Source organism: Streptomyces sp. NPDC056296 (genome assembly GCF_042268605.1).
GTDB lineage: Bacteria > Actinomycetota > Actinomycetes > Streptomycetales > Streptomycetaceae > Streptomyces.
On sequence record NZ_JBHJRX010000023.1, the window covers coordinates 114949 to 128647 of the forward strand.

Sequence of the window (13699 nt, forward strand, 5' to 3'; positions counted from 1 at the left end):
CTTGAAGCCTCATGAAGAGGGGGACACCGTTTCCGGTGTCCCCCTCGGGGCTGGCTGCTAGTCGCGGGCCGCGGTCAGGAATTCCGCGTGTTCCTGGAGCGAGCGCACTCCCACGTCGCCGTGGTTGAGGGCGTCGATGCCCTGGACCGCCGCGGCGAGCGCCTGGACCGTCGTCAGACACGGCACGGAGCGTGCCACGGCCGCCGTACGGATGTCGTAGCCGTCGAGGCGGCCGCCGGTGCCGTACGGGGTGTTGACGATGAGGTCGACCTCGCCGTCGTGGATCAGCTGGACGATGGTCTTCTCGCCGTTCGGGCCGGTGCCCTCGGACTGCTTGCGCACGACGGTGGCGTTGATGCCGTTGCGGCGCAGGACCTCGGCGGTGCCGGAGGTGGCCATCAGCTCGAAGCCGTGGGCGACCAGCTCGCGGGCCGGGAAGATCATCGAACGCTTGTCGCGGTTGGCGACCGAGATGAATGCCCGTCCCTTGGTCGGCAGCGGCCCGTAGGCGCCCGCCTGCGACTTGGCGTACGCCGTGCCGAAGACGGAGTCGATGCCCATGACCTCGCCGGTGGAGCGCATCTCCGGGCCGAGGACCGTGTCGACGCCGCGACCGTGGATGTCCCGGAAGCGGGACCACGGCATCACGGCCTCCTTGACGGAGATCGGCGCGTCCAGCGGCAGCTCGCCGCCGTCGCCGGTGGCCGGAAGCAGGCCCTCGGCGCGCAGCTCGGCGATGGTCGCGCCGAGCGAGATACGGGCGGCGGCCTTGGCCAGCGGCACCGCGGTCGCCTTCGAGGTGAAGGGGACGGTGCGCGAGGCGCGCGGGTTGGCCTCCAGGACGTAGAGGATGTCCCCGGCCAGCGCGAACTGGATGTTGATCAGGCCGCGCACGCCGACGCCCTTGGCGATGCCCTCGGTGGAGGCGCGCAGCCGCTTGATGTCGAAGCCGCCGAGCGTGATCGGGGGCAGGGCGCACGCCGAGTCGCCGGAGTGGATGCCGGCCTCCTCGATGTGCTCCATGACGCCGCCGAGGTACAGCTCCTCGCCGTCGTACAGGGCGTCGACGTCGATCTCGATCGCGTCGTCCAGGAACCGGTCGACCAAAACCGGGCGGGACGGGCTGATCTCGGTCGACTCGGCGATGTACGCCTCCAGGCGGGTCTCGTCGTAGACGATCTCCATGCCGCGTCCGCCGAGGACGTAGGAGGGCCGGACGAGGACCGGGTAGCCGATCTCGTCGGCGATGGCCTTGGCCCCGGCGAAGGTGGTGGCGGTGCCGTGCTTGGGGGCGGGCAGGCCGGCCTCCGCGAGGACCCGGCCGAAGGCGCCCCGGTCCTCGGCGGCGTGGATGGCCTCGGGCGGGGTGCCGACGACCGGCACGCCGTTGTCCTTGAGCGCCTGCGACAGGCCCAGCGGGGTCTGGCCGCCGAGCTGGACGACCACGCCCGCGACCGGGCCGGCCTGCTGCTCCGCGTGGACGATCTCCAGGACGTCCTCCAGGGTGAGCGGCTCGAAGTACAGCCGGTCGGAGGTGTCGTAGTCGGTGGAGACGGTCTCCGGGTTGCAGTTGACCATCACGGTCTCGTACCCGGCGTCGCTGAGCGCGAAGGAGGCGTGGACGCAGGAGTAGTCGAACTCGATGCCCTGGCCGATGCGGTTCGGGCCGGAGCCCAGGATGATCACCGCGGGCTTCTCGCGGGGCGCGACCTCGGTCTCCTCGTCGTAGGAGGAGTAGAAGTACGGCGTCCTCGCGGCGAACTCGGCGGCGCAGGTGTCGACCGTCTTGTAGACCGGGCGGATGCCGAGCGCGTGCCTCACCTCGCGGACGACGTCCTCGCGCAGGCCGCGGATCTCGCCGATCTGCTGGTCGGAGAAGCCGTGCCGCTTGGCCTCGGCGAGCAGGTCCGTGGTCAGCTCGGGGGCCTCGGCGAGCTCGTCGGCGATCTCCTTGATGAGGAAGAGCTGGTCGACGAACCAGGGGTCGATCTTCGTGTACTCGAAGACCTCCTCGGGCGTGGCGCCCGCGCGGATGGCCTGCATGACGGCGTTGATCCGGCCGTCGGTCGGCCGCACGGCCTCGCGCAGCAGCTCGCCCTTGTCGCCGGGCTCGCCGACGAACGTGAACTGGCTGCCCTTCTTCTCCAGCGAGCGCAGTGCCTTCTGGAAGGCCTCGGTGAAGTTGCGGCCGATGGCCATGGCCTCGCCGACCGACTTCATGGTGGTGGTCAGCGTGGAGTCCGCGCTCGGGAACTTCTCGAAGGCGAAGCGCGGGGCCTTGACGACCACGTAGTCGAGGGTCGGCTCGAAGGAGGCCGGGGTCTCGCGCGTGATGTCGTTCGGGATCTCGTCCAGGGTGTAGCCGACGGCGAGCTTGGCCGCGATCTTGGCGATCGGGAAGCCGGTCGCCTTGGAGGCGAGCGCCGACGAGCGCGACACGCGCGGGTTCATCTCGATGACGATCACGCGACCGTCCTCGGGGTTCACCGCGAACTGGATGTTGCAGCCGCCGGTGTCGACGCCGACCTCGCGGATGATCGCGATGCCGACGTCGCGCAGCACCTGGTACTCGCGGTCGGTCAGCGTCATCGCGGGCGCCACGGTGATCGAGTCGCCGGTGTGGACGCCCATGGGGTCGAAGTTCTCGATGGAGCAGACGACCACGACGTTGTCGTTCTTGTCGCGCATCAGCTCCAGCTCGTACTCCTTCCAGCCGAGGATGGACTCCTCAAGGAGCACCTCGGTGGTCGGCGAGAGGGTGAGGCCCTGGCCGGCGATGCGGCGCAGTTCCTCCTCGTCGTGGGCGAAGCCGGAGCCGGCGCCGCCCATGGTGAAGGAGGGGCGCACGACGACCGGGTAGCCGCCGAGCTCCTCGACGCCCTTGAGGACGTCGTCCATGGAGTGGCAGATGTAGGAGCGGGCCGACTCGCCGTGGCCGATCTTCTTGCGGACCTCCTCCACGACGTCCTTGAAGAGGTCGCGGTCCTCGCCCTTGTTGATGGCCTCCACATTGGCGCCGATCAGCTCGACGCCGTACTTCTCCAGGACGCCGTTGCCGTGCAGCGAGATGGCGGTGTTGAGCGCGGTCTGGCCGCCCAGGGTGGGCAGCAGCGCGTCGGGCCGCTCCTTGGCGATGATCTTCTCGACAAACTCGGGGGTGATCGGCTCGACGTAAGTGGCGTCGGCGATCTCCGGGTCGGTCATGATCGTCGCGGGGTTGGAGTTCACCAGGACGACGCGCAGGCCCTCGGCCTTGAGCACGCGGCACGCCTGGGTGCCGGAGTAGTCGAACTCGGCGGCCTGGCCGATGACGATCGGGCCGGAGCCGATGACCAGGACGGACTGGATATCGGTGCGCTTAGGCACGCTGGCCCTCCATGAGCTTCACGAAGCGGTCGAACAGGTAGGCGGCGTCGTGCGGGCCGGCAGCCGCCTCGGGGTGGTACTGGACGCTGAAGGCCGGCTTGTCGAGGAGCTGGAGGCCCTCCACCACGTTGTCGTTGAGGCAGACGTGGGAGACCTCGGCGCGGCCGTAGGGGGTGTCGGAGACCTTGTCGAGCGGGGCGTCGACGGCGAAGCCGTGGTTGTGCGCGGTGACCTCGACCTTGCCGGTCGTACGGTCCTGCACCGGCTGGTTGATGCCGCGGTGGCCGTACTTCAGCTTGAATGTGCCGAAGCCGAGCGCGCGCCCCAGGATCTGGTTGCCGAAGCAGATGCCGAACAGCGGGGTGTCGCGCTCCAGGACGCCCTGCATCACGGAGACGGGGTGGTCGGCGGTGGACGGGTCGCCGGGGCCGTTGGAGAAGAACACGCCGTCCGGGTTGACGGCGTAGACGTCCTCGACGGTCGCCGTGGCGGGCAGCACGTGCACCTCGATGCCGCGCTCGGCCATGCGGTGCGGGGTCATGCCCTTGATGCCGAGGTCGACGGCGGCGACGGTGAACTTCTTCTCGCCGATCGCCGGGACGACGTACGCCTCGGTGGTGGCGACCTCGGCGGAGAGGTCGGCGCCGGTCATCTCGGGGGCTTCCTGGACGCGGGCCAGCAGTGCGGCGTCGTCCTGGATCGCGTCGCCGCTGAAGATGCCGACGCGCATGGCGCCGCGCTCGCGCAGGTGGCGGGTGAGGGCGCGGGTGTCGATGCCGGAGATGCCGACGACGCCCTGGGCGGCCAGCTCCTGGTCAAGGGAGCGCGTTGAGCGCCAGTTGGAGGGCACGCGCGCGGGGTCGCGCACGACGTAGCCGGAGACCCAGATCTTCCTGGACTCCATGTCCTCGTCATTGACGCCGGTGTTGCCCACGTGCGGGGCGGTCATCACGACCACCTGGCGGTGGTACGACGGGTCGGTGAGGGTCTCCTGATAGCCGGTCATACCGGTGGAGAACACGGCTTCGCCGAACGTGGCCCCCACGGCCCCGTAGGCACGGCCGCGGAAGGTCCGGCCGTCCTCCAGGACGAGTACGGCGGGAGCCTTGCCGGCTCCCCTGGTGGAGGTCGTCATCGCGCGCCTTCCGTTTCCGTCTTGTTGATCATGTCGTTCAGTGTTTCGACCCACTCGTTGTGCTCGGCCGCGTGGTCGGAGCGGAAGCCGGAGTCGATCATCTTGTCGCCGTGTTCCCAGGTCACGACGAGCAGGCCGCCCTCGGTGAGGACCTTGCCGGCGATGCCCTTGTCGAGCCGGGCCTCGCGCAGCGCGGCGACGGGGACGAAGAAGTCGCTCGCACCGGGGCGTACGACGTCCAGTCCCGCGTCCGTCAGTGTCAGCTCGACCCGGCTGCGGGTGCCCAGGCCGTGCGCCACGATGCGGTCCAGCCAGTGGCCGGCGGTGGTGGAGCCGTGGTAGCGGCCACTCATCGTCAGTTTGGCCGCACCCAGGTCGTCCGGCGCGCTGGGCAGCTCCGGCAGGTCGCCCTGGAGGGTGCTGCGCCACTTCCAGCCCTCGCGCATCAGCCAGTAGACGAGCGCGACGAACAGGCCGAGGCCGACGACCCAGCCGATCCGGGCGGCCCAGTCGGTCACTTCCGCCGATTCCTTCTCGGCGGCCAGCAGGATTACAGGTGTCACGTGAGCTTCCCGTCGACGAGCGTGGCCTTGCCCCGCAGCCACGTGTGCGTCACACGGCCCGGCAGCTCGCGACCCTCGTACGGGGTGTTGCGGCTGCGCGAGGCGAAGCCCGCGGGGTCCACCTGGCCACGGTATGCCGTGTCGACGAGGGTGAGGTTGGCGGGCTCACCAGCCGAGACGGGACGGCCGTGCCCGGTGGCCTGTCCGATCTGCGCGGGCTTGAAGGACATGCGGTCGGCGACGCCGGCCCAGTCCAGCAGGCCCGTGTCCACCATGGTCTCCTGGACCACCGACAGCGCGGTCTCCAGGCCGACCATGCCCATGGCGGCGGCGGCCCACTCGCAGTCCTTGTCCTCGTGCGGGTGCGGGGCGTGGTCGGTGGCGACGATGTCGATCGTGCCGTCGGCGAGCGCCTCGCGCAGGGCCATGACGTCGCGCTCCGTGCGCAGCGGCGGGTTGACCTTGTAGACCGGGTTGTAGGACCGGACCAGCTCGTCGGTGAGGAGCAGGTGGTGCGGGGTGACCTCGGCGGTGACGTCGATGCCGCGGGACTTGGCCCAGCGGACGATCTCGACGCTGCCGGCCGTCGACAGGTGGCAGATGTGGACGCGGGAGCCGACGTGCTCGGCGAGCAGCACGTCCCGGGCGATGACCGACTCCTCGGCGACGGCGGGCCAGCCGCCGAGGCCCAGCTCGGCGGAGACGACGCCCTCGTTCATCTCGGCGCCCTCGGTCAGCCGGGGCTCTTGGGCGTGCTGGGCGACGACGCCGTTGAAGGCCTTCACGTACTCCAGGGCGCGGCGCATGATCACGGCGTCGTGGACGCACTTGCCGTCGTCGGAGAAGACGGTGACGCCGGCCGCGGACTCGTGCATGGCGCCCAGCTCGGCGAGCTTGACGCCCTCCAGGCCGACGGTGACGGCGCCGATGGGCTGCACGTCGCAGTAGCCGGACTCCTTGCCGAGCCGCCAGACCTGCTCGACGACGCCGGCGGTGTCGGCGACCGGGAAGGTGTTGGCCATGGCGAAGACGTTGGTGTAGCCGCCGCTCGCCGCGGCGCGGGTGCCGGTGAGGACGGTCTCGGAGTCCTCGCGGCCGGGCTCGCGCAGGTGGGTGTGCAGGTCGACCAGGCCGGGCAGCAGCACCTTGCCGTCGGCCTCGACGACCTCGGCGCCCTCGGCGCTCAGCCCGGTGCCCACCTCCGCGACGGTCCCGCCGTCGATCAGCACGTCCTGCGGCTCGCCGCCGAGCACCTTCGCACCGCGGATCAGGGTCTTGCTCATGCTCTTACTTCTCCTCGGTGGTGCGGGCGTGGGTGACGGCGGGTTCGTTGCCGCCGAGCAGCAGGTACAGGACGGCCATCCGGATGGAGACGCCGTTGGTGACCTGCTCGACGACGGTGCAGCGGTCGGAGTCGGCGACCTCTGCGGTGATCTCCATGCCGCGGACCATCGGGCCGGGGTGCATCACGATGGCGTGGTCGGGCATCCGCGCCATGCGGTCGCCGTCGAGGCCGTAGCGGCGGGAGTACTCGCGCTCGGTCGGGAAGAACGCGGCGTTCATACGCTCGCGCTGCACGCGCAGCAGCATCACCGCGTCGGACTTGGTCAGCGTCGAGTCGAGGTCGTAGGAGACCTCGCAGGGCCAGGTCTCGACGCCGACCGGCAGCAGGGTGGGCGGGGCGACGAGGGTGACCTCGGCGCCCAGGGTGTGCAGCAGGTCGACGTTGGAGCGGGCGACGCGGCTGTGCAGGATGTCGCCGACGAGGGTGATCCGGCGTCCGTCCAGGTCCTTCCCGAGGCCGGCGTCGCGGCCGACCAGGCGGCGGCGCATCGTGAAGGCGTCCAGCAGGGCCTGGGTGGGGTGCTGGTGGGTGCCGTCCCCGGCGTTGACGACGGCCGCGTCGATCCAGCCGGAGGTGGCCAGGCGGTACGGGGCGCCGGAGGCGCTGTGCCGGATGACGACGGCGTCGACGCCCATGGCCTCCAGCGTCTGGGCGGTGTCCTTGAGGGACTCGCCCTTGGAGACGCTGGAGCCCTTGGCGGTGAAGTTGATGACGTCCGCGGACAGGCGCTTCTCGGCGGCCTCGAAGGAGATCCGGGTCCGGGTGGAGTCCTCGAAGAAGAGGTTGACGACGGTACGGCCGCGCAGGGTCGGCAGTTTCTTGATCGGCCGGTCGGCGACCCGGGCCATCTCCTCGGCGGTGTCGAGGATCAGGATGGCGTCGTCGCGGGTGAGGTCGGCGGCCGAGATGAGATGACGCTGCATCTGTGAGGCTCCGTAAGGCGATTCAGCGGAAGAGCGGGATGATTCGGGCGGCCGGGTACGCGTGCGGGCGCACCGAGCGGGCGTACGGCACGGCTGGACGCGTGCGCGGGGTGCTAAGGGTGGGCGCCCGGGGAGGCCGGCTTGGCACCGAGCAGCACGGTGTCGCGACCGTCCTCCTCGGCGAGCTGGACCTTGACCGTCTCCCGCAGCGACGTGGGGAGGTTCTTGCCGACGTAGTCGGCGCGGATGGGCAGTTCGCGGTGGCCGCGGTCGACGAGGACGGCGAGCTGCACCGCGCGCGGGCGGCCGATGTCGTTCAGCGCGTCGAGGGCGGCACGGATGGTGCGGCCGGAGAAGAGCACGTCGTCGACGAGGACGACCAGGCGGCCGTCGATGCCGTCGCCGGGGATCTCGGTGCGGGCCAGCGCACGCGGCGGGTGCATGCGCAGGTCGTCGCGGTACATGGTGATGTCGAGCGAGCCGACCGGGATCTTGCGCTCGGTGATCTGCTCGAGCTTGTCGGCGAGCCGCCGGGCGAGGAAGACGCCCCGGGTCGGAATGCCGAGGAGCACCACGTCGTCGGCGCCCTTGGCGCGTTCGACGATCTCGTGGGCGATGCGGGTGAGGACCCGTGCGATGTCGGGCCCTTCGAGAACGGGCCGTGCTTCTTGCTGCTTGTCCATAAGAAACGGACCTCCTTCTCCGCCTCACGGGACGGACCTTAAAGGACGTCGGATATGCGCCACCTACGGTATCAGGCTCACAGAGACGTTCTGCCGGCCCCCCTGACGCTCCCCCGTCACCCTTTTGCCGCACCCGCGTCACCCGCTCGGCGTAACGGATCGCGGATACCACGGAAGAGTCGGTGCGGACCATTCGGCTTGACGCAGGAGAGTAACGCTGCGTAACCTCACAGTGAGTTACCAGCCGCGCGGCTCGCAACACAGCAAACCGCGTCGACACCTTGTCCGGGGAGCCATATGTCCAGCGAATACGCCAAACAGCTCGGGGCCAAGCTCCGGGCCATCCGCACCCAGCAGGGCCTTTCCCTCCACGGTGTCGAGGAGAAGTCCCAGGGCCGCTGGAAGGCCGTCGTGGTCGGTTCTTACGAGCGCGGCGACCGTGCCGTGACCGTGCAGCGCCTCGCCGAGCTGGCGGATTTCTACGGCGTTCCCGTGCAGGAGCTGCTCCCGGGCACCACTCCGGGCGGCGCCGCCGAGCCGCCGCCGAAGCTGGTCCTGGACCTGGAGCGGCTGGCCACGGTGCCGGCCGAGAAGGCGGGCCCGCTCCAGCGTTACGCGGCCACGATCCAGTCGCAGCGCGGTGACTACAACGGCAAGGTGCTCTCGATCCGCCAGGACGACCTGCGCACACTCGCCGTCATCTACGACCAGTCGCCCTCGGTCCTCACCGAGCAGCTGATCAGCTGGGGTGTGCTGGACGCGGACGCGCGCCGCGCGGTGGCGTCCCACGAGGAGCTCTGAGCCGCGGCCGCCTCAGCAGAAACGTGCCGCCGGGGCCGCGCTACGAGGAGACATGCCGGAGGGCCCGCAGCGCGCCTGCTGCGGGCCCTCCGGCATGGTGGGTCTCTCCCCGGGCCCTCGGGCCCCGGGGGCCTCGGGGGACCTCTCTCAGCTCTCCTCGCGACGCAGCGAGGACTTGAGGTCCTTCAGCCGGCCGAGCAGGCCGTTGACGAACGCGGGCGACTCGTCCGTGGAGAACTCCTTCGCCAGCTGCACCATCTCGTCCAGGACGACGGCGTCCGGGGTCGCGTCGACCCAGATCAGCTCGTACGCGCCCAGACGCAGGATGTTGCGGTCGACGACCGGCATGCGGTCGAGCGTCCAGCCGACCGAGTACTGGGCGATGAGCTCGTCGATGCGCTTCGCGCGCTCGGCGTAGCCCTCGACCAGCTCCATCGTGTACTCGCTGACCGGCGGCTGCCGGGTGTCGGACCGGGCGTGCCGGACCCAGTCGGCGAGGACCGTCAGGACGTCGGCGCCGCGCTGATCGCCCTCGAAGAGGATCTGGAAGGCGCGCTTGCGGGCCGTGTTGCGGGCAGCCACGGTTAGCTGTTCACCCGGCCGAGGTAGTCGCTGGAGCGGGTGTCGACCTTGATCTTCTCACCGGTGGTGATGAAGAGCGGGACGTTGATCTGGTGACCGGTCTCCAGGACGGCGGGCTTGGTGCCGCCGGTGGAGCGGTCGCCCTGGACACCCGGCTCGGTCTCCTTGATGACCAGCTCGACGGCGGCGGGCAGCTCGACGAAGAGCACCGAACCCTCGTGCTGGGCAACGGTGGCCGTGAAGCCCTCGATCAGGAAGTTGGCGGCGTCGCCGACGGCCTTGCGGTCGACGTGCAGCTGGTCGTAGGTCTCCATGTCCATGAAGACGAAGTAGTCGCCGTCCATGTACGAGAACTGCATGTCACGCTTGTCGACAGTGGCCGTCTCGACCTTGACGCCGGCGTTGAAGGTCTTGTCGACGACCTTGCCGGAAAGCACGTTCTTGAGCTTGGTGCGCACGAAGGCGGGGCCCTTGCCGGGCTTGACGTGCTGGAACTCGACGACGGACCAGAGCTGGCCGCCTTCGAGCTTGAGCACCATGCCGTTCTTGAGGTCGTTCGTGGAAGCCACGGTTGCGGAATCTCCTGGACTGGACTGACGTGGACGACCCCGGGGCAGGCAGGCGCACAGCGCGAAGGCTAGAGCGCGAGCAGCTCCTTGGTCGTGATGGTGAGTAGCTCGGGTCCGCCGTCCGCCTCGGGGCGTACGACGAGCGTGTCATCGATCCGGACCCCGCCCCGACCCGGGAGGTGGACCCCCGGTTCGACGGTGACCGGCACACAAGCGTCCAGTTTACCCATGGCCGCGGGGGCCAACTGCGGGTCCTCGTCGATTTCGAGTCCGACACCGTGACCGGTGAGCGTCGGAAGGTTCTCCGCGTACCCGGCCGAGTCCAGCGCCTGGCGGGCGGCGCGATCCACGTCGCGGCAGGCGGCGCCGGGCGCGAGGGCCTCCCGGCCGGCCCGCTGGGCCGCGAAGACGAGGTCGTACAGCTCGATCTGCCAGTCGGCCGGAGAGGTGCCGATGACGAACGTACGGCCGATCTCGCAGCGGTACCCGCGGTAGGTCGCGCCCAGGCAGACGGAGAGGAAGTCGCCCTCCTCCACGCGCCGGTCGGTGGGCCGGTGGCCGCGGCGCCCCGAGTTCGGGCCCGTGCCGACGGAGGTGGGGAAGGCGGGCCCGTCGGCGCCGTGGTCGACCAGGCGGCGCTCCAGTTCCAGGGCGAGGTGCCGTTCGGTGCGGCCGACCAGGATGGACTCCAGGAGTTCGCCGAGGGCCTGGTCGGCGATCTCGGCGCCGATGCGCAGGCAGGAGATCTCCTCCTCGTCCTTGACCACCCGAAGCTGCTCGACCGCCTGGCCGAGGTCGGTCAGGCGCAGCCGGGGCGCGACCGAGCGCATGGCACGGTGCCGGACCACGGTGAGGTGGTGGTCCTCCGTGGCGAGGGACTCGGTGCCCTGGGCGGCGGCGAGGCCGGTGGCCGCGACGGCCGGGTCGCCGCCGGGTCCGGGCAGCGCGCGCACCGGCAGGGACTCGTCGGGCCGGCCCTGTGCCGACCGCTCGTCCGGCGGGCCGGAGCAGACCAGGAGATCCTCGGTCTTGCCCAGCAGCAGTACGGCGCCGTGCGGGGCCGCGCCCGCGAGATAGCGCACGTTGGCGGGCCGGGAGACGAGCGCCGCCGCGCTGCCGCCCGCGTTGCAGCGTTCTCGTAGGCGCGTCCGGCGGGCCGCGTACACCTCTGACATGAACCGAGCGTATGGGCTCCGCCGGGGGTGCGCCGCTTGGGTGGGCCGAGTGGGGATGTGCGGGGGCGTCCTCTGTGGGCCTACGGGGGTGGGGGTGGTTGTTGTGCCGCGGCTGACGGCCGGTGGGGGCTTGTCGCGCCGTTCCCCGCGCCCCTTTGGGGCGCTGTGCTGGAGCGCGTCTACCAGTTCGGCGGGCTGGCTATCGAGCGGGAGAGGACCTCGTCGAGGAGGTGGGCGGTTTCCGGGACGTCGAGTTGGGAGTTGTCGATGATCGGAAGACCCGAGCCGTACCAGCCGGCCATCCGGCCGTGGATGCGGGCGACCTCCTCGTCGGTGAGGCGCCGGTTGCCGCTGCGTTCGGCGTTGCGCTCCAGGACGATGTCCAGGCCCGGCAGGAGGACGACCGGCAGCAGGCCGGGACCGACGTGCCGCTTCCAGCCGCCGAGGCCGACGACCGGGCGGTCCGGGAAGACCGCGTCGTCGAGGATGCACGAGATGCCGTTGGCGAGGAAGTTGCGCGCGGAGAAGCCGCAGGTGCGGCGGGCCAGGCGGTACTGGGCCTCGGAGTGCTCGTTCCACCCGGTCTGGGGGTCGGCGAAGCCGGAGCGGACCCATTCGCGGACGTCGTCGAGGCTGATGTGGGCGGTGGGGACCCGGCGGTGGTCCGCCCAGTACTTGGCGACGCTGGTCTTGCCGGCGCCCGCGGGGCCGATGAGCAGCACCGCGAGGGTGGTCGCGGTGGGGTCGGGCGCGGCGGCCGTGGCCGGGGGCACGCTGGGTACGGCCACGGGGCCGCCGGGCGGCAGCGGTACGTGGCCGGTGCCTTCCGGGGAGGGCGAGGCGGGGGCAGGCTGGTGCGGACCCGGACCCGGAACCGGGCCCGGAGTCGGTTGCGGCCCCGGGGCATGCTGCGGTCCCGGAGCCTGCTGCGGTCCCGGAGCCGGGACCTGATGGGGAGCCACGGGGTGCGGGGCCTGCACGGGATAGCCCGGGGCAGGCGGAGGAACGGGGGCGGAACCCTGGTGCGGGCCCGGGTGGTGTGCGGCCGGGGACCAGCCGACGGCCGGTCCGTGCCCCGGCTGATGGGGCGGCGGCAGCGGAGAACCCACTGCGTGCTGCATCCGGTGCCACTCCGTCTCGTACAGGCGATGGGCGCTGACAGCGGGACGGGGCCCGCCTGCTACCGAACGGTACCGCCCCCGGCCGTCGTTTGGTGAACGGCCGGGGGTGGTCCGAAGTGCCCGTCTCGCAAGGCGAATCGGACGGAAGGTACGCCGGGGTACTACTCGCCCACCTCGCCGTAGGCGGCGAGGAGGACGGCCGGGTCGGGGCCCTCCAGGACGGTGGGCTTGGCGAGGCCGTCCAGGACGATGAAGCGCAGCAGGTCGCCGCGGGACTTCTTGTCGACCTTCATGTTCTCGACCAGCTTGGGCCACTGGTCGTGGCGGTAGTGCAGCGGGAGGCCGACCGCTTCGAGGATGCTGCGGTGGCGGTCGGCGGTCGCGTCGTCCAGGCGGCCCGCGAGGCGGCCCAGTTCGGCGGCGAAGTGCATGCCGACCGAGACCGCGGCGCCGTGGCGCCACTTGTAGCGCTCGTTCTTCTCGATGGCGTGGCCGAGCGTGTGACCGTAGTTGAGGATCTCCCGCAGGCCCGCCTCCTTCAGGTCGGAGGAGACGACCTCCGCCTTGACCTTGATGGAGCGCACGATCAGCTCGGAGGTGTGCGGTCCGGCCGGGGTGCGCGCGGCCTGGGGGTCGGACTCGATCAGGTCCAGGATCACCGGGTCGGCGATGAAGCCGGCCTTGATGACCTCGGCGAGCCCGGAGACGTAGTCGTTGACCGGGAGGGAGTCCAGCGCGGCCAGGTCGCACAGGACACCGGCCGGCGGGTGGAAGGAGCCGACGAGGTTCTTGCCCTCGGCGGTGTTGATGCCGGTCTTGCCGCCGACGGCCGCGTCCACCATGGCCAGCACGGTGGTGGGGACGGCGATCCAGCGCACGCCGCGCAGCCAGGTCGCGGCCACGAATCCGGCCAGGTCGGTGCTGGCCCCGCCGCCGACGCCGACGATCACGTCGGTGCGGGTGAAGCCGGACTGGCCGAGCGCCTTCCAGCAGTAGGCGGCGACCTCGGCGGTCTTCGCCTCCTCGGCGTTGGGCACCTGGATGGCGATCGCCTCGTAGCCCTGCCCGGCGAGGTCGGCGCGCAGCGCGTCGCCGGTCTCGGCGAGGGCCTCGGGGTGGATCACGGCGACCTTCTTGGCCCTCGGGCCGATCAGACCGCCGAGCTCGCCCAGGAGCTGACGGCCCACCAGGACCTCGTAGGGGTCGGATCCCGCGGTGCCGCCGACCTGGATCCTTGTCACATCGTTCATCGCGGCGTCCTCCGGCCGGGGGTCCGGGGGTTGTCCCCCGGGAATCACAGTCAACTCCAGTGCGTCGAGGGCGGCTCGGGTGACTTCCTCCGGCGTACGCCCGTCGGTGGCCACGACGACCGTGGCGACCTCCTCGTACAGGTGGCGGCGGGCCTCCATCAGCTCGCGCCACTGTCTGCGCGGGTT

The 13699-nt window shown here is 70.9% G+C and carries 12 protein-coding genes; 1 reads left to right on the forward strand and 11 read right to left on the reverse strand.

The features are described from left to right. Window positions 1-57: 57 nt before the first annotated feature. The 6 genes from carB to pyrR form a co-directional block, all read right to left on the reverse strand. The gene (carB, locus tag ACFCZF_RS18930) at window positions 58-3366 is read right to left on the reverse strand and encodes a carbamoyl-phosphate synthase large subunit (RefSeq protein ID WP_375913781.1); all 3309 of its coding nucleotides are present in this window, start codon (window positions 3364-3366) and stop codon (window positions 58-60) included. Further along, on the reverse strand, window positions 3359-4501 hold the full coding sequence (carA, locus tag ACFCZF_RS18935) for a glutamine-hydrolyzing carbamoyl-phosphate synthase small subunit (RefSeq protein WP_376672622.1): 1143 nt from the start codon (window positions 4499-4501) through the stop codon (window positions 3359-3361). The genes carB and carA overlap by 8 nt, the downstream gene beginning before the upstream one ends. Further along, entirely contained in the window at window positions 4498-5064 is a 567-nt protein-coding gene (locus tag ACFCZF_RS18940; RefSeq protein WP_376672623.1) for a hypothetical protein, read from the reverse strand. Before ACFCZF_RS18940 ends, carA begins: the two co-directional genes overlap by 4 nt. Beyond that, window positions 5061-6347, reverse strand: coding sequence for a dihydroorotase (locus ACFCZF_RS18945; protein ID WP_376672624.1), 1287 nt, complete (start codon window positions 6345-6347; stop codon window positions 5061-5063). Before ACFCZF_RS18945 ends, ACFCZF_RS18940 begins: the two co-directional genes overlap by 4 nt. Window positions 6348-6351: 4 nt before the next feature. Beyond that, the gene (locus tag ACFCZF_RS18950; RefSeq protein ID WP_376672625.1) at window positions 6352-7332 is read right to left on the reverse strand and encodes an aspartate carbamoyltransferase catalytic subunit; all 981 of its coding nucleotides are present in this window, start codon (window positions 7330-7332) and stop codon (window positions 6352-6354) included. Window positions 7333-7445: 113 nt separating this feature from the next. Then, complete coding sequence (pyrR, locus tag ACFCZF_RS18955; protein ID WP_376672626.1) at window positions 7446-8015, reverse strand: bifunctional pyr operon transcriptional regulator/uracil phosphoribosyltransferase PyrR; 570 nt, start codon at window positions 8013-8015, stop codon at window positions 7446-7448. A 297-nt stretch (window positions 8016-8312) separates the two neighbouring features. On the opposite strand from pyrR, the gene bldD reads away from it, so the two are divergent. Next, window positions 8313-8816, forward strand: coding sequence for a transcriptional regulator BldD (bldD, locus tag ACFCZF_RS18960; protein ID WP_007447547.1), 504 nt, complete (start codon window positions 8313-8315; stop codon window positions 8814-8816). Between the two features lie 147 nt (window positions 8817-8963). On the opposite strand, the gene nusB is transcribed toward bldD, so the two are convergent. The 5 genes from nusB to aroB form a co-directional block, all read right to left on the reverse strand. Further along, on the reverse strand, window positions 8964-9398 hold the full coding sequence (gene nusB / locus ACFCZF_RS18965; protein ID WP_375921413.1) for a transcription antitermination factor NusB: 435 nt from the start codon (window positions 9396-9398) through the stop codon (window positions 8964-8966). A 2-nt stretch (window positions 9399-9400) separates the two neighbouring features. Beyond that, a complete protein-coding gene (gene efp / locus ACFCZF_RS18970; RefSeq protein ID WP_376672627.1) occupies window positions 9401-9967 on the reverse strand; it encodes an elongation factor P in 567 nt (188 codons plus the stop codon). A 68-nt stretch (window positions 9968-10035) separates the two neighbouring features. Beyond that, window positions 10036-11142 carry an aminopeptidase P family protein gene (locus tag ACFCZF_RS18975; protein WP_375921407.1) on the reverse strand — a complete coding sequence of 369 codons (1107 nt, stop codon included), beginning with the start codon at window positions 11140-11142 and terminating at the stop codon, window positions 10036-10038. Between the two features lie 179 nt (window positions 11143-11321). Beyond that, window positions 11322-12263, reverse strand: coding sequence for a Pro-rich N-terminal domain-containing protein (locus ACFCZF_RS18980; protein ID WP_376672628.1), 942 nt, complete (start codon window positions 12261-12263; stop codon window positions 11322-11324). Between the two features lie 161 nt (window positions 12264-12424). Continuing rightward, the coding region (gene aroB / locus ACFCZF_RS18985) for a 3-dehydroquinate synthase (RefSeq protein WP_376672629.1) at window positions 12425-13699 on the reverse strand (1275 nt) is incomplete at its 5' end.

What these genes read in the sequence shown, in the direction of transcription:
- carA (WP_376672622.1), bottom strand. Translation starts at nt 4,501, where the DNA reads ATGACGACCTCCACCAGGGGAGCCGGCAAGGCTCCCGCCGTACTCGTC.
- ACFCZF_RS18945 (WP_376672624.1), bottom strand. Translation starts at nt 6,347, where the DNA reads ATGAGCAAGACCCTGATCCGCGGTGCGAAGGTGCTCGGCGGCGAGCCG.
- ACFCZF_RS18950 (WP_376672625.1), bottom strand. Translation starts at nt 7,332, where the DNA reads ATGCAGCGTCATCTCATCTCGGCCGCCGACCTCACCCGCGACGACGCC.
- pyrR (WP_376672626.1), bottom strand. Translation starts at nt 8,015, where the DNA reads ATGGACAAGCAGCAAGAAGCACGGCCCGTTCTCGAAGGGCCCGACATC.
- bldD (WP_007447547.1), top strand. Translation starts at nt 8,313, where the DNA reads ATGTCCAGCGAATACGCCAAACAGCTCGGGGCCAAGCTCCGGGCCATC.
- ACFCZF_RS18975 (WP_375921407.1), bottom strand. Translation starts at nt 11,142, where the DNA reads ATGTCAGAGGTGTACGCGGCCCGCCGGACGCGCCTACGAGAACGCTGC.
- ACFCZF_RS18980 (WP_376672628.1), bottom strand. Translation starts at nt 12,263, where the DNA reads ATGCAGCACGCAGTGGGTTCTCCGCTGCCGCCGCCCCATCAGCCGGGG.